This window comes from Amycolatopsis sp. cmx-8-4 (assembly GCF_046548675.1).
GTDB lineage: Bacteria > Actinomycetota > Actinomycetes > Mycobacteriales > Pseudonocardiaceae > Amycolatopsis.
The window spans coordinates 223,642-242,923 of record NZ_JAEBDZ010000014.1 but is presented as its reverse complement, the minus strand read 5'-3'; the positions used below and the strand labels follow the sequence as shown (position 1 = coordinate 242,923).

Here is a 19,282-nt window from a genome sequence, read left to right as displayed (position 1 = left end):
AGGAAGCCGCCATCGCCGGCTACCTCCGCTGGCGCAACCGCCACTGCCACCCGAAACGCCACTTCGCCGTCAACTCCAAGATCCGTCGCCCGGATTACCTACCCAACGTTGCTTGACAAAGCACTAGTTCAGCAACTCGCTCATCCTGGGTCAGGCAGAAACGCCACGGAGCGTCATGGTGAGGTGATGGCCCTCCCCGCTCGGGCCGAAACTCCGAGCCCGAACCGAACTCCCGATCGGCGGGAACTCGTCAGGCCCGTGGGCGACTGTCTCACTGACTTCGGGGATGTTGACGTGCGCATAGGCATCGTATTCGGGAAGGTAGAGCCCCAGCCCGAACGGGTGATGGCAAATGACTTCCGAATCCGCGACCTCCCCGGCGGGCAGCACGAAGAACTCCGCGCTGCCCGCTTTGTGCATGTCCCAGCCGGGTTCGAGATGCTTCAGGTGCGTCACGTGCTATCTCCACCAATGTTTCGGGTACCCGTTCAGTGCACTCACACTGTTGATGGGGATCGCCAACTCGGTTTTCGGCCCACCTTGGTACGGCTTCTCGTATTGAGCGAACTTGCTGTCGAACTCCCGCTTGGTCATGATGACCTCGATAATGCCTTCGCCATAGGAGCGAGCGTACTCCTCCGCCACGGAGCGATCTCGTGTGAAATAAGCAAATCCGTCGCTGGTCTCAGCCTTGAACTGGGACGGCTGGAAGCCGTGGTCCCACATGCACTGGCCCATCCCACGCTGCGGAGCCTTGAAGATCGAGACCTTCTCGTCTTCATCCGAACGCGGCACCGGCGGTCGGGGCACTCCGGTCGGCCCACCGGTCGGCTTGGTTTGTGGGGTGGGTTCGTCGCCACGTCCGGTGTTGATCCGGATTTTCGGCATGGACATCGGCGTCGGCGGTCCCATGACCCCGCCGGCGTAGTAACCGACCAGGGCGGTCACGCCGATCGCGAACGCCGGTGCCACGAGTGGCAGGTCGAGTCCGCCGGTCATGACCACCGATGCGACGAGTGCGGCGCCGATGACCGCGCCGATTACAGCGCCGACTATTGCTCCGAAGATGCTCCATTGGCCGTTCGGGTCGTTCGCGTTGAGCGGGTTGCCGAGCGCGTAGGTGTAGGGCTCGGCGGTGCTGTCGAGCGCCGGATCGACGGTGAGGAACTCCGCGGTCGCCGGGTCGTAGTACCGGGATTTGAGGTAGACGAAGCCGGTTTCGGTGTCGGTGTAGCCCTGGCCGTACTGCAACGGCGTGCTGACGCCGGTGTGTCCGCTGACCTTTCCGTACGGTGTGTAGGCATAGGTGCCGACGAGCTGTCCGGACGCGTTGACCAGAGCACGGGTATTGCCCAGTTGGTCATGGAAGTACCAGAGGGTGCCCCCCGTGTCGATCTGTTCGATTGGGAGTCCACCGGGACCGTAGATGTAGCTGGTGGTCCCGTCTCCGATGAGATTGCCGCCGTCCCAGGTGAACGGGGTCGATGTGCTGCCGACCGTCTTGCCTGTGCGCAGGCCGACTCCGTTGTACCGGTAGCCGGCCGAGCCGGCGGGTGTCGTCGCGGTGGCGAGGCGGTTGGCCTGGTCGTAGGTGTAGGTGTTCGTGGTCGTGCCTTGAACGGTCTTCGTGCGTTCGCCGAGGCCGTCGAAGGTGAAGGTCGTCGCGCCCGCCGGCGGGCCGTTGCAACTCGGGTTGGCGACGGCGCTCGATGCGGTCCAGCAGAGCTGTCCGGCGGCGTCGAAGGCTTGCTGGGCGCCGCCGACGGTGGTCGGGTTTCCGGCGGTGTCCATGGCGTACTGGCTCGTCGTGCCCGCTGCGGTGACCGAGGCGAGCTGCTCGCGAGCGCTATAGGTGAAGGTCTGCTGCCCGTCCGGCAGGCCGACCGGGGTCTGTGTGGCGAGCTGGTTCGCGGGATCACGGGTGTAGGTGAGAGATGCGAGCACGGCGTTGCCGGCGCCGGTGAGTGTCGTGGAGCCGAGCTGGTCGGCGCTGTCGTAGGTGTGGTTGACCTTGGTGCCGTTGGGATAGGTTGTGGACACCTGCTGGCCGTCGTGGCCGTAGCCGAACTTCGTGGTGTTGTTGTTCCAGTCCGTGATGCCGGTCAGGCGGCTGGCCGCGTCGAAGGTCCGGGTCAGGCTCTGGCCGGCGCCGCCTGGGTAGGTCATGCCCACGGCGCGTCCGGCAGTGTCGTAGCTGTAGGTCAGCGCGGCGCCGGCGCCGTCGGTGGCCTTGGTGACCTCGCCGAAAGCGTCGTAGGTCCATCGTGACGTGCCGGTTCCGTCGGTCATGGACACCTGCTGGCCGACCGAGTCCCGGACGTAGGACACAGCGGGCGTCTGGCCGTCGGAGTAGGTGATGCCGGTGAGCTGGCCCGATGCGTCGAAAGACTCCGTAGTGACGCGGCCGGTCGGATCGGTCGCGGTGATGGGGTTGCCGGCCTTGTCGTAACCGGCTTGCCACATCTGACCGTCCGGGTTGGTCCGGGTGATCACCCGGCCGCGGCCGTCGTAGGTGTAGGCGGTCTTGTCGGACGCCGCGTCGAAGCTGTCGGCGACGGTGCCGTCCGGGTTGTAGTCGGTCTTGACCACCGTGTTGTCGGCGCGGGTGATGCTGGTGACCTGCCCGGCAGCGTCGTACGCGGTCGTTGTCGTCTTGTTGTTGGCGTCGGTGTCGGTGACCTTCTCGCCGTCGGCGTTGAAGGTGCTGGTCTCCGTGTGCCCCAGTGGGTCGGTGGTTTTGACGACGTCGCCGTGGACGTCGTAGTCGGTGCGCACGCAGCCCTTCGCGGGTGGAGTGCAGCCGGGGACGACGCCGGCGAGGACGCCTTCGGGAGAGACTGTCGTCGTGACCCGGCTGGTGGCGGGGTCGTAGCCGATCATCGCCTTGTCGCCGAGGGCGTTGGTGGCCGTGGCCATGTTGCCGTAGGCGTCGAAGGTCGCAACCGACGTGTTGCCGGCGACGTCGACGGTGCGAGTGCGGTCGGCCGGGTGAGCGGGGTCGTCATAGAAGTACGACACAGTTCGCGACGGCAGCGCGTCCGGGCCGCTGTTGACGATTTCACTCGACGGCGCCAGTTGTGTGGTCGTCACGCTCGTGGTGTCGCCGTAGGCGAATCCGCCACTGTTGGTGCCACCGCCGGGTACGGCGATGTGGCCTGCCTCGTCGATGTTGTTGGTCGTCTTCACCCCTTGCGGGGTGATCGTGCTGATCAGGTTGCCGTGGTCGTCGTATTGGTAGTTGGTGGCGAAGCCGCGGGCGTCCGACGAGCTGATCTTGTTGCCGTGGTCGTCGTAGGCGAAGGTCTGGAGATTGCCGAGGGGGTCGGTGATCGAGGAGACGCCCAGGGTCGCTGGATCGTAGGTGTAGGTCCAGGTCCCGGCGTCGGGCCCGCCGAAGCCCTTGGTCTCGCTGGACAGCAGGCCGTTGGCATAAGTCTGCAGGTCCTTGTGGCCGGCCGGGTCGGTGACGAGGACCTGGCCCGCGGTCAGGCCACCGTCTGGAGCGTAGGTGAAGGTCGTGGTGCGACCGAGGGGGTCGGTCTGTGCGGTCACCCGCTCTGCGGAGTCGTAAGTCATCGAGATGACCGGCGCCGGCGTGGCCGTGACCCCGAAGTTCTTCGGCGTGCGCATCGAGGTCATCAGGTGAGTGCCCTGATACCCGAACTGCATGTGGTCGTCATCCTGGACGGTGGGAGTCCGGGTGGTTCCCACGCCGTAGACGTCGGTCAGGTTTCCGTGGGCGTCGTAGGCGTAGCTGACCTGGCGTCCGGCGGTGTCGGACAAACCGGTGATGTGGTTTCCGGTCCAGGTCAGCGTGTAACGGCGGGATGCGGGATCGGTGATCGTGGACAAGTGGCCGCCGGTGTCGTAGCCGAAGGTGATCGCGTACGGCGCCGACGCTTTGGAGCCCGCGATGTCGGTCTCGGACAGCAGGCGTCCCGTTGCGACGTCGTAGGTGAAGATGTCCTGGCCACGTCGGGTGTAGGTGTAGGTCGTCCCGGACTTGGCGAGCGTCGCGTCATAGCGTGGCGCGGACGGTGCATAACCGCCTCCGGACTGGGGCAGGAACGGCACCCGAGAGCCGTCCTCCTGGAGGATCGTGACGTTTCCGCTGGCCGAGTCCGTGGTGGCGGTGCTGTTGTAGTTGAACGTCCACCCGTACCCGAACGGCCCGTCGGCGGCCAGGCTCCCGTTCGGACCGCTGGGGTCGGCCACCGACTCGGCGTAGCTTCGGGTCAGCGACATCGAGAGCCGGCCGGTCGTGGACAGGTCGGTGAAGGTGTCGCCGAAGTAACCGGTGGAAGTGTCGACCGGATCGCCGGCGGTACGCCGGACACACCCGCAGTTGACGAACGCGGGGTTGCTGCCCTTCGGGGCATCGATCACCGACGGCGGTCCGCCGAGGACCGCGCCGGCGCCCATCGGCAAGAATGCGATCGCGTCGTAGCCGACGTCGAAGCTGGAGTAGTCGATGACGTTCGTGCCGCCGACGGTGGGCGACTGGTTGCTCATCTCCACGTAACCGCCGGGCCGCATCGCGACGGTCGCGATGGTGACCCACTGCTCGGATTCCCAGTCCTGATTGACGCGGAACTGCCATGGCGCGACGCCACCGCCAGGGAAGATCTTGTAGACGACGTTCGTCGCGCTCGCCCCGATCGCCGGGATGTGCAGCTTGATCTTGTAGTTCTGTGCTCCCGAGGGCAGGTTTGGTGTCCACCGGCCGGTGTTGACGATCGTTGGGTCGGAGCCGGTTTCGGTGTGAGTGAAGAGGATGTGCCCGCCGAGCCCGGCGCCCAGCTGGTGGGTATCGATCGCGCCGACCGCGTCACCGGCGACGTTGGTGCCATAGGTGTACTTGAACACGCCGCCTTGCGACCAGTTCGGGTTCGCGCAGCCTTGCAGGTTCAACGCGGGCGCGGACTGTGCTTCGTCGACGATGATGGCGGGCCCGGTGCCGCCGGCAAGTTTGGAGTAGTCGACCTGACACGACGGCGGCCAGGGATCACTGACCGCGGGCTCGGTTCCGCTGGTGGCGGTGTAGGTGCTGACTGCGCAGGTCTGCGCGCAGTTCGCCACCCACGTCACCGGGTTGTGCCACCAGCATTCGTAGTCCGAAAGTGTGCAGGCGCCTGCGTCGGGTGTCGTGGGATTCACCGTTCCCGGCTGGCATTTGTTGCCTGCCGGTGTGCAGAACGAGGCGAACGGCGCAATTTGCAGCCAGGTGTTACCCGCCCGATAGGTGGGTTTGGCGTAGGCCGCCTGACCGCCGCGCAGCAGGGGTGTACCGGTCCAGCCGAGGATGCGCTCCTGGTACGGCCAGCTGGCCGGATGTGCAGCGTCTGCGTAGGTGTTCTTCAGGTAGGGCGCCCGATTCGGCGGATAGACCGGGTTCTGCGGATTGTTCGACCAGCCGAGCCCCCAGGTACCGTCCGGCCCGGTGCACGTGGGGCCCGGTGTGCATCCGGTCGTGTTGCCGAAGGACGCGTCGCGCGGCTGAATCCCCGAGTTGTACGCCCAGGCGGCGTAGTACCAGTTTTCGACGTACCGCGGGCTGCCGTCGTTGGCGATGATGCCTGCGGTGTAGAGCTTGTTCCAGGTGGTCTGCAGGATCTGCAGGGCGTAGGCGATGTTCTCCTGGTAGTCGACGGCAACCTTGGTCTGGCCGTTGACCGAGAGGATCTGGCCGGTGGAAGCGGCGTCCATGCCCGTCGTCGCCTGGCCGATGCCGTATCCGCAGTCCGCGCCCGCGTAGTTGATCGACGTGATGCCGCCGCCTGCGCCGTAGTAGTCCGCGATGAGCGGATCGGCGGCCATGCCGGGCAATGCGTGCCATGACGCCTGGTTCCAGTTCGATTCCTGCGCCATGATCGCGTCGAACACCGACCGGGGCACTGTGTCCCAGCTATCACCCGCAGGGTGCGAAAGGGAAATCTTGGGGAAGTTGTCGTTCGGCGCGTACGCGGCGAGGCCAAGGTTCGCGAACCCCGCCGGCCGCGAGTAGCCGTTCGCCGCGGTGAGGAGGTTCTGCTCGGCCATCTGCGAGGCCCAGTCGGTCTGCGCCGGCGACGGCTGCATCACCTGCCGGTTCTCCGCCAGCCGGGGAACTGCGCACTTCGGCGTCTGTGCGGTGGTCGTCCGCGGTGCTGCCGCCGGTGCACTCGCGGCGGCATCTCCCTTTGGTTCGGCATGACCGGCGGAGACCTGCGATCGCTGGTCTCCGGCGACTCCGTCGGGGACAAACGTGGGCGTTGTCGTCGACACGGTGCCGCCGGTGCTCGCACGCGTCCGGGTCACGACCTTGCCGGTCTTCGTCGACAGCAGTACCGGCGTTCCGTCGGCACCGTGGGCGGTGATCAGTGCGTCACCGTCCAAAGACGCAGTGACGACGCCGTCCGCCAGCCCGCGCGGTGGGGCCAGCACTTTGCCATCGGCCTGGGCGCCGGCCGCGGCGCCGACCACAACCGTGCGTCCGGCGCGGCCGTTGAACAACTGCAGTGCGGCACGGTCCCCGTGCGCGAATTCGGAGAGATGACCTGACCTCTCGTGAAACGCTTTTGCCGGCGAGGTGTTCGGCGCGGGGAGGGCGACCAGGTCGACACCGCCGTCCGCCGCGGCGCGCAGCTGGAACGGGGTGCCTTCGACCGCTGCGAGCTTCTCGGGCTTGCCGTCGGTGCCGATCCGGACCAGGTCGGCACCGAGTACGCCGACCAACGCACCTTCGGCGGGCACGACAGACGTGACCTGTCCCGCGACCCGCGTCGTCCGTCCGACCTTTCCGGCAGCCAGATCGACCTGGAGGGCCTCGGTCGTCTGTTCATTCGCGCCCAGGGACACGGTGAACGCCGCGTCATGACCAATACCGCAGCCCGGGGAGTGATACTGCAGTGCGACACCCCGGGCGACGGGCACTACCTTGCCGCTGGCGAGCTCGACGCTGAAGGCGAACGCACCGTGGTCGCGGGACGCGGTGTTGTTGACCGCCGAGATGGGCAGCACGGTCACGGCGGCGTACTTGCCGTCTCCTGAGAGGCATTGGTAGCCGGTCCACGACCGATCGTCGAGACCAGCTGGTTTCAGGACCGCGACCTGACTCCAGGCGAAGCCCGACTTCTCCGTCGCTTCCTGCAGGTGGTATCCCGAGGAGTCACCGAAGCCCTCGATCGCGAGGTCCGCGGACTGAGCAGCCGCTGCACCGAAGTCGCTGACCCCGCCTGAGCCCACTGGCGGAGTCGCGCTCGCCGCCGGAGCGGGAGCTGCGTTCGCGACTTCCTGGGTCAGGCCTGTCGCCAGAGCGACCACGACCATCCCGGCGACGACGGGCCGGCCTTTCCAACGCTGAAGTCGCGCGAACACGCTTTTGCCGCGAAGGTTGAACACGGTGCGCACCCCTCGTCTGGGCAGCACGCCACGCGCCGCCCCTTCCCCCCGCTCAGCAAACCCGAGACGGCATCAGAAGAGTGACAGGTGATCAGCGCCGTCACCAGCGACCATTCGGATCAACCAATACCGAGAACCAAAACTTCGATGAAATGCCCTGATTCCCAAAGACTTTACCAAGATCGTCCGATGTCTTGGCAAAGTCGAGGGACCTGATCGACATCGGGAGCGTCGATCATCTCCGCGTTGGAGACCTCAATACCCCTATGGGAAACCTCGCTTGCCGAGACTCCCACGAAGTCAAGGAACTCCGGGAATGAATTTCATCAAGGAGCCGGTCAAGTGGCACCGATGACGTGACGTCCGATCGATTCGATTCGAACCGATTTCCCGAAGTCGGGCGCGTTGATCATCGTGGTTTTCCGGACACCACCAGTCCGACATGTGTGACGCGGGTTTGTCCCGAGCCGAAGAATACAAGGTCGCCCGGTTCCAGACGATCGACAGGAACACGTACTCCATTGTCGTATTGCGTCTGCGCAGTACGTGGCAGGTCGATACCTCCTGCGGCATAAGACCACATCTCATTTGGGGTTTTCGTGTGTCAAAAGTTTCAGCCTGACGGCTCGTCGGTAGCAGATCACCGCGCAGGCCAGCTGGGCGAAACCCAGGAAATGGGCGGCCTTGCGCTCGTAGCGACGCACCAGCCGCCGGAACCGGGAAACCCACTCCAGGGTCCGTTCGATGACGTACCGATGACGTCCCAACCGCTTGGCCGACTCGATACCCCGGCGGGCGATCCGGGCAACGACACCCGCCGACGCAGCGCCTTCCTGCAGGTCGCATAGTCGTAGCCCTTGTCCGCGTGCAGCTTGCGCGGCCGGCGCCGAGGCCGTCCGACCGGCCCGGCGACCGGCGCGACCTCATCAACCACCGCCTCGAAACTCAGATGGTCATTGCGGTTGGCCGCGGAGATGACCACAGACAACGGGATGCCACCACGCTCGCTCATCGCGTGAATCTTCGAGCCCGGCTTGCCTCGATCGACCGGGCTGGGGCCCGTCAGGTCCCCCCTTTTACCGCCCTGACCTGCATGGCGTCCACCGACGCTCGAGACCAGTCGATCGCTCCGGCAGAACCGAGCAGATCCAGCATCATCTGGTGCAGCCGGGCGAACACCGCCGCCTCGACCCACTCGGTGAACCGGCGATGCACGGTCGCAGCTCTTCAAGAACCCGGTGTCATCCACGATCAGCACACCACCGGGCTCGCCGAGATGCTCGATCACGTAGTCCCGCACGTCGTCGCGGACACCGTCGATGTCCCAGTCCGCCCCCCGCAGGAGCCGTTGCATGCCGTCCGGCGAGACCTCGCCGGACGGCTCGGCCAGCGTCCAGCCGTTCTTCCGTTCCAGCCCCGCGACCAGCCCGGACATGTACTCCCGGGCCCGGGCACGCGGCTCCGACCGGGTGAACCGGCCCCCGATCCGCTCATGCACCCGGTCCAGCTGCTCCATCACCACATCGACCACCACAACGATGATCTACCACACACCACCCGAGTGCCGTTGCAGTACTAGTACTCCAGCAGCACTTCGTGATTTTTGTTGCGTCGTCGCTGGTAGTGGGCTTGTTTGGCGCGGTATTGGTGGCGCCTTCGCCAGTGGGACCAGGCCCAGGTCACGGCGCGTTGAGCAACGGTGGCGATCAGGTGTGCCAGGAGACGCTTGACCTCGCCAAGCGTGACTGGGATGAGGCCGCTGCCAGGGCTTGTGGGGCGATCGCGGCCGTGACGGCGAGGTAGGTGTGGGCGAGCATAGCCAGGGTGATGTGCCGGTACCAGGCGTCGTAGCGGCGGACTTGGTAGTGGTCCAGGCCGACCTCGTTCTTGGCGGTCTGGAAGCACTCCTCGACCGCCCACCGGGCGCCGGCGACCCGGACCAGATCGTTATCGGTCGTTCCCGTTGGGGCACAACATAAGTAGTAAGCCAGCTCGAGTTCGCCCCTGCTGTTAGGTGTCAGGGATCGGCGCACCAGTAGCCATCGTGCCCAGCCTGGTGGGGTGGTGTCCTCATACGTTGGCAACGAGGCGACCGCCCAGTCGAACAGCCGCGGCCCCTTCGCGCCGTCGCCGCAACTGCGACGTTTCCAGGCGTCTTCGGGTGCCTGTGCTGCCAGAAGGTCAGCCCGTGATGTGCCGGCCGTGGCGGGGATGGTCTGGTTTCGGGCCACTGCCACGACGTAGCTGATGCGCCTGGTTTCCAGCCAAGTGCGGAACTTGTAGTCCTTGCCGTAGGCCTCGTCGGCGGTCACCCAGGCCGCGGGGACACCGGCGTCCAGTGCCCGAGCAAGCATGTTCTGGGCCAGGATGGTCTTGGTGGCGAACTCGACCTCGTCGGGCACGCAGGCTTCCTGGCACCGTTCCCGGTCACCGGTCCAGGACTTCGGCAGGTAGAGCTCACGGTCGATCAGAGTGCGTCCTTTGCCTGTGGTGTAAGCAAGAAAAACACCCAGCTGACAGTTCTCGATCCGGCCGGCGGTACCCGAATATTGACGCTGCACGCCAGCGGAGCGGGTGCCCTTCTTCAGGAATCCGGTCTCGTCGACCACGAGCACACCATCGCGTTCGCCGAGGTGTTCCATGGCGTAGGCCCGCACGTCATCGCGGACTCCGTCGGCGTCCCAGGAGGCAGCGTTGAGCAAGCGCTGCATCCCGTCAGGGGTGGCGTCACCGGCGGCTTCGGCCAAGGTCCAGCCGTTCTTCCCTGCCAATGGCGCCAACAGGCCACGCACGTAGGCACGGGCACGGCGTCGTGGCTCGACCCGGGTGAAACGTCCCGCGACCCGCGCGAACAGGTCATCCAGCCCGGCGATCCAGACAGCAAGATCCTCATCGGTCAACACAAGATCGACAGACTACCCGACCATAATCACGAAGTGCTGCTGGAGTATTAAGGCACCACCATCCGGCCGCCAGGGTGGCGAAGCTCGCGAGACGGCACGGCCGTCGAGTGTTGTAGTGCCGGACGTACTCGGCGAGCGCGGCCCGCAGATGCCGCTCGCTGAGGATCAGCATACGGTCAGTGAGTTCAGTTCTCGCCGTCAGCACGAACCGTTCGGCGTAGCAGTTCGCCCGCGGGCAGCGTAGCGGAATCCTGAACGTCTCGATGCCCACGTCGGCCAGGACGGCATCGAAGGACGCCGCGAACTGGCCAGCCCGGTCGCGAATGAAAAATCTGGACTCATCAGCTGGCACCGGAGCGATCCGCTGCCAATGCTGCTAGCGGCGCGCTCGACCTTCAACGAACGTTACAATCTTTTGCCAAAGCACCGCATATAGCTCATCCGCCGTCAGAAGTACGTCTTCCGAACCGCTTACACTGAGGTCGTTCAACTTTACCTTCACCTCCCGAGAATCAGAGTCCCACACCGAAGTGATCCAGCCGTTCATCCCGCTGCTTGTGATCCGCGGCCAGGCGAAGCTCATGGCAATTCTGTCCCCTCCGAACCCGCTGTCATCGAACCGAAGCCTCAGTTCACACACCGCCTGCCCTTGGGCCTCGACACGCACGTGGACGGCATCACCCGGTGTTCGCACCCGGCACGTGTAGCCGTAGGGTTCCAGGTCACCGGACGCTTGGCTGAACAGTTCGCCGACGCGAGCCAAAGCCGCCTCGAGAGTATCGTACGCACTGAAGCTCACCGGAACTATCCGAGGCATCCTCAGCTCCGATGCGTTCTCTGCAGGTTGGCCGTTTCCGCGCACCGCCTCATCGCTGTTGCCTTGCAATGGGTCCCAACCAGCACCCCGGCCGGTGCGTTGTGCTGCCAATAGGTTCGCCCTGTCGTCGGGCATGCCGAACGGCAGGGGCGGCGCCTCTCGACCGCCCTGGCGCGGTTGATACTCGGGCAGGTCGGGCATGACCTTGTTCGCGCGCCGAGTGTGCCGGGGCTTGTTTAGCAACCTTCGCAAGATCGGTTCAGCGCCGCCCTCGTCGATGCTGGCGACGCTGAACCAGGTGACCCGATGCAATTCGTCCGGGATGAGTTCGTCCGATACACCTGGCAGCAGAACGATTACCGCCTTGCGCTGAAATTCGCTCTGATTCCGGTTGAACATACCCTTCAACGTGTCGATCTCCCGCATCGAACCAGCACCTTCTTCGGGGTGATTTTCTCCCCTCCAGCGCTCCCAGAACGCCCTGCTGCCCAGCATCACGACAGTGTCCGCGGCTTGAATAGCACCCGGACCGAAGAGCGACCAGTCCACACCTTCACGCGTGTAATGGAAGATGTCCGCGTCAACGTCGACGTATCGGTCAAGCAGGTGCACGAAGTCGTAGACCATCTCCTTCCACGCCGCGTTTTCCGCGTCGGTCGATCGATAATCCTTATGCGCCCACACAACGAACACAGAACTTGGCTCGACGCTGGCTGACTGGTGGTCCAACTACTGCTCCTAGGCCCAAAGTGGTGCGGTGAGGGTCAGTCGCAACCGCTCCGGATCGTTCTCGATCACAGCCGCGGTCGCTTCGCGCAAGAGAGTCCAGGGGTGAAACCGGCCGTAAAGGGCCGCGCTGCCCGACACGGAATCGCGCAACGGAACACCGGCCTCCTTCGACCTGGCCAGGGCCGCCAGCCGACCGGCATTGGCCTGCCAGCAGAGCTGTTCCCCGGCGTCGAGATCGATCATGTCGGCGGCGAGCAAATGCATCAGCCGGCCCGCCTCCCAGCCGGGCTGCACCACATCCACCACCGGCTGCCCGTGTCTCGCGAGCTCGGCGTCGAAACCCCCGGCCGTCGGACCGTACAAGGAGTCGAAGCTGGTAAGCAGTTTGCGGGCAACGCCCGTGCGTAACGGATTCTTGCCACCTGACCGGTCCGAATTGACGAGGGCCAGCCGTGCTCGTGCGAGCAAGGCAGCAGGGTGTCCGGCACCGACCGATGCGTCCCTCAATCGCACTGCGAGAGCCGCGGCGCGGACATCGGCGTCGTCCGCTCCACGGCTCCGTCCGGCCAGCACCCAGGCAGTCCGCAGGTCGAGCGCGTACGCCGCGTGTGCACCGCGCCTGTCGAAGGCATCGACGACGTCCTTCGCCAGTCCCTTCACCGCGTCCGGCGTCATGGCTGCGACTCCGGACAGCCACGCCGATTGGGCGCGGAGAACCAAAGCCTCGGCGGGTACTGGCCGGTCTTGCGCCTGCGCGAGGCGAAGGTTGGCGAGCACCGCGTCGTTCGCAGCGGCGAAATCACCGCGGAAGACCTGCAGACTGGCGAGCATCGTCCGGCGGATCATCGTCTCACGGTCGTCCTCCCCCAACCGGTCTGCAGCCGTCTTCCAGGTACCGTGGACCAGTTCGAACCCTTCGCCGGTGGCGCCCAGGTCATAATCGACAAGTCCAAGGTTGCACTGCTGGATCAGGACGTCGATGTCGTGCGGGGCGGAGCGATCGAGAAGCCAGTCCAGTCCGCGCCGCAGGCGTCCGTGCGCTTCGCGGAGGTGCCAAGTGAAGTGTTCGGTCTTGGCGACGTTGTTCGCGATGTTGTGCTCGACACCCGGGTCCGGATGGTCGAGCGCGCCCGACGCGGCAAGCTTGAACTCCCGCATGGCGTCGACGTAGCGGCCCACGTCCAGCAACACCAGTGCCCGGTCGTTCAGCAGTTCGGTGTGCTTGGAGTCGTCTTTTCCTCCCGGAAAGGAACGCTGCAGCCGCACCGTGTTGTCGAATATCCGCAGCGCTTCTCGATGCCGCGCTCCGAGTGCGGTCAGGAATCCGAGGTTGTCGAGGATCTCGATCCGCACCCGTTCGCGCCAGGGCATCTCGGCCGTGGACGACGTCGAAGGCCCGCGCCGCGGAAGTATTTCCATCGCGCGGCGGGCGTATAATTCCGCGGCCGGCACGTCCACGTCGGCGAGCAGCGCCGCCGTCTCGTTCAGCCAGCGCGCGGCCGACTGGCTGCGTTCCCCGCGGGTGACCTGCCCCAGCTCGGCGGCGGGCACCAGTTCCTCCTGCGCCAGGTCGGTCAGCGCGTCGGACACCTCGCCGGACCAGTCACGCACCGCGGCGGCCGCAGCTTTGTCGCCGTGGAGCGCCAGCCCGAGCAGCCGCGCCTGGTACGCCGCCCGTGCGGCAGCACGTTCGTGCAGGTAGGCGGCAGGAAGCCAGAGCGTGTGATTCGCGAACGCCATCGCCACGTCCGCGGTGAGCGAGCGCGGAGATCGTTCGAGCTCGCGATGGACGAGGCGGCTGGCCGCGACGGCGGCACTGCTCAACGCCAGAACTCGTGACCACTGTATCGCGTCGTCGATGTCGAGCTCGTCCACCAGGTCGGCCGCGGCCGCACCGACGGCCAACGCGGTCCTCATGACGTCGAAGTCCGCGTCGTCTCGGAGCAGCTCCGCGAGCAGGGGGTGAACGAGCAGGGTCTCCTCGTCCGCCCCGGTCCGGATCAGCCCCTGGGCGCGCAACTCGGCGACGGCGGCGTCTCGCCGCACAGTGTCCTTTTTCAACGCTTCGACCTCTTCACCGAGGTCGAGACGGAGTGCGCCGAGGAGCCCGGCAGGAACCGCGCCGGTTCCCGCGCAGGCGAGGACCCGGAGGAGAACGAGTGCATCGAGGTGGCGTTCCCGCAGTAGGCCGATGCGCACGTACCAGGCGTCACGCAGCTTGGACGCCCCGCGGGAGGGCCGGTGCCGATGGCGCTCGAGCCAGCCTCGCAAGGACAGCCCGTCGACCGCGGCTGCTGCGGCCTGTTCGAGCGCAAGTGGGTAGCCGCCGACCTTCTCGGCCACGGCGCGAGCCGGTTCCTCGTCCTCGGCACCGGTGCGGGCCAGGAGGTAGTCGACCGCTTCCTCGATGTTCAGCGGTTCCAGTTCGACGACGTGGGACGACGACCGCCACCGCACCGACTGCGAGGTGACGAGTACGTGCAGCCCCCGTCTCGTCGGCAACGTCGCGGCGAACTTGGCCGGTTCGGGGGCGTCGTCCACCACGACAAGGGCCGGCCTGCGCTCGGCCAGCGCGTCGAAGACCGCTGCCGGCGAGTCGTCCGGCAAGCCGAGCCGTTCGGCAAGCAACGTGATGGACCCCTGCCAGGAGCCGGCGTCGGTGGCCGAGAGCCAGCCGACGACCTGATAGCTCTCTTCGAGCAGGTGACACAGGCGGACGGCCAGCGCGGACTTGCCCATGCCGCCGGCGCCCACGATCGCCACGCGCACCGAGTCACGGGTTTCGGCGAGGTGCGCGACCAGGTGGTCGATGACGGCGCGTCTCGTCCTCCGTTCGGCAGGAGTGCCGAGCCCTGGCACGGCGAAGACCCGGTCGAAGTGCTGAGTCTCAGCATGAGACGGGGCCGACAGGTCGCTCGGAGCCGGCCACTTCCGGACTACTTCGTCAACCAGACGACTGACCCGTACTGTTTCCTCCGGCCGTCCTGGCCGCACCCGGACGTGGTCGTCGAGCTCAGCCGGCCGGGGCACCCACATCCGGCAGAACTTGGCGTGCAGGGCCCGGCGTTGTTCCGCGGTCGAAGCTTTGCCGTTAAGCACGCTGAGAAGTCGCTGCGCCGAGGATCGCCGGTCCGATCGCAGCACGCTGCCGGCGAACTCGTCGGCGTTTTCCGTCGTGCTTGCTTGACGTGCCAGCAGACGCAACGCCTTGATCGCGGGGATCGAGACGTCCGAGTGGCCCGCACCCACCACGGCCAGCAAGGTTCCGGAGTCCACGGGCGCGGAGTCCAGCAGCTCGACGAACGAGCGGTCGTCCACGTCCGGCGGCAGAACCCGGACGACCAGCCTGCCGGGGCCCGGCTTGCCACCTGCGACGTCGACACGAACCCGGACGCCGGTACCCACCGGCTCGACGCACAACCGGGCCACCGCGCCGGCGAGCCCGAGCACCGGGTGGCCCGTGACCAGGCTGGTGATCGCGGCACGCACCAGGCCGAGTGCGGGATCGTCTAGACGATCAGGTGCGGTGTTCGCGCTGTCGCTGCCGGTCAACGCGGTCCTTTCACGGCGGTGACGGAAGGCTGACCACGGTACCAGCGGCTCGCGACAGATCCGTGGATGACAACGATGACCGGGCCGAGGTATCAGCGCGGCTGGCTGCGGTTGTCGAGCCGGGCCCGTACGCGGTCAGCGTCGGCAAGCCTGTGCTGGGCCAGGAACAGGTCGTACGCCTTGCGCAGCAGTGCCTCTGCGTCGTCGCGATCGCCGCGGGCCGAAAGGACGTCGGCCAGGTGTTCGGTGTGGTCGGCTTCGCCGAAGCGGTTGTCGAGCTGCCTGGCGTGCCGGATCGCCGCGCGGAAATGCTCGGCGGCCTCGTCCAGGCGGCCGGTCATGCGGGCAATGTGCCCCAGCGTGTCCGAGGTGCTCGCCTGCCCGCTGGCGTTGCCGTGCGCCACGTGGAGGCTCAAAGCCAGTTCACAGTGTTCGCGGGCGAGGTCGAGGTTCGCCAGCTGCGCGTGCTGCCATCCCAGCGCGTTGAGGGCGTGAGCCTCGCCGACCGGGTTGTGTTCCGCCCGGTACAGCTTGATCGCGGACGTCGCGTGCCGGAGCGCTTCCCCGTGCTCGCCTCGCATCGCGTGGACCCGTTGCAGGTCGTGGTGGGCATGCGCCTGTCCCATCGCGAATCCGGCTTCCTCCTCGACCTGCAATGCCCGGGTGAGACACCGCTCGGCCTCGTCCAGTTCGTCCGCTCGCGTGCACGCTCGTCCGAGCTGCCGCAACGACGAGGCGACCAGCCTCGGCGACCCGATCTCCAGGGCTGCCGCCAGCCCGAGCCGCGATGAGCCGATGTTCCCCGCCAACAAACCCAGGCGGAACTGGTAAGTGTCCAGTCCGTGGGCGATGTGCCACACCGCCGCATGCAGGCCCAGGCCGGCCGCGGCTTCGTGCACGGCGACCAGGAACGCGTGCTCGACCCGGAACCACGTCACCGCGGCGGGTTCGTCGGCGAGGGGAAACGGCTCGCAGCCGTCCGGGAGATCTGGCGGGTCGTAGGCGTGCCGGTACGGGTACAGCAGACGGTCCGCGGCACGGGCGGTGTGGGCGTAGAGGGAGACCAGCCGGGCCAGCGCCGCCTGCGCGTCGTACGCTCCCGGCAGCTCGGCCGCATGCAGTCGTACCAGGTCGTGCACCTGGAACCGTCCCGGTTCGTACTGGTTCACCAGGTTCGCCGCCTCCAGGGACCGCAGCATGCCCGCCGCCCGGGCGGCGGGAACCGCCCACAGGGCCGCCGCCGCGATCGTGGTGATCTCACCGAGCGGTACCACACCCAGCAGGCCGAACGCCTCCCTCAGCTGCTCGTCCAAGGCAGCCGAAGACCAGCTGAGCACGGCTCGCAAGCTCGTTGCGTCATCGGCGTCGAACGCGCTCAGCCTCGATGTCTCGTCGTCCAGTTCGTCGACGAAAACCGGCATCGGGAATTCCGGGTGCGCGGCCACCCTCGCGGCGGCGATCGCCAGCGCGAGCGGCAGACCCCCGCACCGTCGTGCGATGCCGCCGACCGCCGCGGGCTCGGCTTCGACCCCTTCGTCCACCAGCAGGCGGCTCAGCAACTCCCGCGCATCCGCTTCAGCCATCATCTCCAGCCGCACGACGCTGGCGCCGCGCACCCGCATGGCCGACAGCCGCCGCCTAGTCGTGACCACGACCGCACACGACGGGCTGCCCGGAAGCAGGGGTATCACCTGCTCGGCATCCCAGGCGTTGTCCAGCAAGATCATCATCCGCCGGTCCGCGACCAGGCTGCGGAAAAGTGCGGCGGCGACGTCCGGCTCCCCGGGAACGGCGGCGGGATCCACGCCCAGTGCCGTGAGAAAGCCGTGCAGCACTGTCACCGGCTCGGCCGGAGCGGCTCGTGGGTCGAACCCTCTCAAGTTGGCGAACAGCTGGCCGTCGGGGAACCGGCCGGTGTTGCGGTGGGCCCAGTGCAACGCCAGCGTCGTCTTCCCCGCTCCCCCGGCGCCCTCGATGACCGCCATCCGCGCCGGCCCGTCATCCAGGGCGGCAGCCACCAGACCGAGCTCCCGTTCGCGGGCAACGTGCCATCGGGGCGCCATGGGCAACTGCCTCGGCCCACGAGAGGTCTCGGACACCGGGAGCGGCCGGGTGTCGCGGACAAGGCCAGCGACGTCACGGGAACTATGTTGATCCGCACGGGCAGTGGCGACCCGGCCGGCGATGATGCGCGCCAGCTCCGCCGGGCCGTAGTCGGCGCTGCGCAGGTAGATGACAGCGGGGTTGAGCAGCTCCGGACCGACGTCGACGTCGTCCATCAGCACCGGCAGTAGGTAGCCGCCGCCACGCTCGACGTTCGAGGTCATCGCCGTGAGGAACTCGTCGAGCGGGTACCCCCCGGCGAGGTAGTCCCGCGACAGAAAGGGAACGACGAAGCGGGCGGACACCCCGCCGTAAATCCGGCGCAGTTCGGCGATGACGTTCTTGCCCCACAGCTGCCCGGCTTCGTTCAGATCGTAGAAGACGCGGACTCCGAGCGCTTCGCACGCCCGGACGACCTTCTCCACGTAGTCCCGCTGCTGCCCGGAGAACGAAACGGCGATGTCATAGGTTGGGGAGCCCTCGTCCACCACTTCATTCTAAGGTCAAAAACAGCACTCTCGAATCTCAATCCCGCGGCGGCAGCCGGACCACCTCGCCGGGTTGCGGGGGACGCAGGTAAGCGGGCTGATCGGTCAGCAGGCGCAACAGTTCTTCCGCACCGGGCACGTCGAACGCACTGACCCGGTAATGATCGCCGGTGCCCGGTCCCAGGAACAGCGGAAAATCGCGGGCTCCCCCATCCAGTAACACCACCGGCACGACCCGGGTCGCCCAGCGGACTCCCCCGCCGAGAAGAAGAGTTCGCAGCAACGCCAGTTCAGACTGCTCGAGGGGGTGCTCCCCGTCTTCGACCTCGCCATCACCGATTCGGCGGCACAGCGGTGAAGCCACCACCAGGATGAAATCGGCAGCCCGGATCCGCTCGGCCGCCCACAGGTACCAATCGCGGCGGGGCTCCAGGTTCCACCGGTCCAGATCCGCGTCGATGCCGTTTCGCACCAGGAAGCCGGCGAACCGGCGGACTTCCTCCGCATGTTCCGGCGTGTCCCGAGTGTACGAAATGAAGACGCGGGGCGCGGCACTCCGCGGTCTCGCCGGCACCGTGGCCGGGCGGACTGTCGTCGCCGGCTCGGCGGCCGGTGCGGCGGTGGCCAGCTGCAGCCGGAAGGGCCGGGGCCGGCTCGCGGGCAGATCGCCGAACGTGTCCTCGGGTGGCAGGTCGTAACGAGCTTTGGCCGAGACTGCGACGGATTCCGTGCCGGCGCCGACGGCGAGCACCAGCCAAGCCACGCGCGAACCGGCGCCGACCCTACCGCCGTCGTCAGACCGGTGCCGCCAGCGCAGCTCGGAACTGCCGAGCCCGAACACCTCGACGACCGGGCGCACCGGGGGCAGCTGCAACGCCATTCCGGCGCCGCCGTCGGCGTGCACCAGACTCATCGTGGTGTCCAGGACGAAGGATTCGCGGTCGCGCGCCTCGGTGGTGGAGAGCGGCACCGCGTCCAGGACAGCGGCCTCCCGGCCGTCGCCTGCGTCGAACCGGAACCCCACCTCCATCCACTCCGGTTCGGGAACATCCGGTTCCAGCACCAGTTCGTAATTCACTTTGACCAGGAAAATGTCGAGTCCGACGAAATCGCCAGGCGTGGGGCGCACCGGATGCACCTGCCAGACGCCCAGACGCACTTTCCCGAGATCGACCTGCCGCGCGGCGTCCTCGACCCCGCGGCGGGCGTCGCTCACGAGAAACAGTTCGATTCCGGGCTCTGTCATCGCAGTGGTCTCCTCCCGTGGAAACGGCCATGATAGGTGCCGCCCGCGCCTGAACGGACTGGAG

The 19,282-nt window shown here is 66.8% G+C and carries 9 protein-coding genes and 2 pseudogenes; all 11 read right to left on the bottom strand.

Annotated elements, in window-relative coordinates:
• Positions 1 to 150: 150 nt before the first annotated feature.
• The 11 genes and pseudogenes from ACLJQZ_RS28685 to ACLJQZ_RS28635 all read right to left on the bottom strand — a co-directional run bounded on the left by ACLJQZ_RS28685 (position 151) and on the right by ACLJQZ_RS28635 (position 19,218).
• A complete protein-coding gene (locus ACLJQZ_RS28685; protein WP_410622978.1) occupies positions 151 to 456 on the bottom strand; it encodes a hypothetical protein in 306 nt (101 codons plus the stop codon).
• 3 nt (positions 457 to 459) lie between these two features.
• On the bottom strand, positions 460 to 7,389 hold the full coding sequence (locus ACLJQZ_RS28680) for an RHS repeat-associated core domain-containing protein (protein WP_410622977.1): 6,930 nt from the start codon (positions 7,387 to 7,389) through the stop codon (positions 460 to 462).
• Between the two features lie 400 nt (positions 7,390 to 7,789).
• Complete coding sequence (locus ACLJQZ_RS28675; protein WP_410622976.1) at positions 7,790 to 7,963, bottom strand: C40 family peptidase; 174 nt, start codon at positions 7,961 to 7,963, stop codon at positions 7,790 to 7,792.
• Positions 7,964 to 8,020: 57 nt separating this feature from the next.
• A complete protein-coding gene (locus ACLJQZ_RS28670) occupies positions 8,021 to 8,575 on the bottom strand; it encodes a transposase (RefSeq protein WP_410622985.1) in 555 nt (184 codons plus the stop codon).
• Positions 8,576 to 8,914, bottom strand: a pseudogene (locus ACLJQZ_RS28665) (transposase); the annotation flags it as partial.
• Between the two features lie 41 nt (positions 8,915 to 8,955).
• Positions 8,956 to 10,280 (bottom strand): annotated as a pseudogene (locus ACLJQZ_RS28660) (IS701 family transposase).
• Positions 10,270 to 10,554: an integrase core domain-containing protein gene (locus ACLJQZ_RS28655; protein WP_410622984.1), complete on the bottom strand. Its 285-nt coding sequence runs from the start codon at positions 10,552 to 10,554 to the stop codon at positions 10,270 to 10,272. Before ACLJQZ_RS28655 ends, ACLJQZ_RS28660 begins: the two are co-directional and overlap by 11 nt.
• 105 nt (positions 10,555 to 10,659) lie before the next feature.
• Entirely contained in the window at positions 10,660 to 11,829 is a 1,170-nt protein-coding gene (locus ACLJQZ_RS28650) for a hypothetical protein (protein WP_410622975.1), read from the bottom strand.
• A gap of 9 nt (positions 11,830 to 11,838) precedes the next feature.
• A complete protein-coding gene (locus ACLJQZ_RS28645; RefSeq protein WP_410622974.1) occupies positions 11,839 to 15,381 on the bottom strand; it encodes an NB-ARC domain-containing protein in 3,543 nt (1,180 codons plus the stop codon).
• Between the two features lie 92 nt (positions 15,382 to 15,473).
• Positions 15,474 to 17,972, bottom strand: coding sequence for a tetratricopeptide repeat protein (locus ACLJQZ_RS28640; RefSeq protein ID WP_410622973.1), 2,499 nt, complete (start codon positions 17,970 to 17,972; stop codon positions 15,474 to 15,476).
• Positions 17,973 to 18,009: 37 nt separating this feature from the next.
• A complete protein-coding gene (locus ACLJQZ_RS28635; RefSeq protein ID WP_410622972.1) occupies positions 18,010 to 19,218 on the bottom strand; it encodes a toll/interleukin-1 receptor domain-containing protein in 1,209 nt (402 codons plus the stop codon).
• Positions 19,219 to 19,282: the final 64 nt, after the last annotated feature.

What these genes read in the sequence shown, in the direction of transcription:
- ACLJQZ_RS28635 (WP_410622972.1), bottom strand. Translation starts at nt 19,218, where the DNA reads ATGACAGAGCCCGGAATCGAACTGTTTCTCGTGAGCGACGCCCGCCGC.
- ACLJQZ_RS28675 (WP_410622976.1), bottom strand. Translation starts at nt 7,963, where the DNA reads ATGTGGTCTTATGCCGCAGGAGGTATCGACCTGCCACGTACTGCGCAG.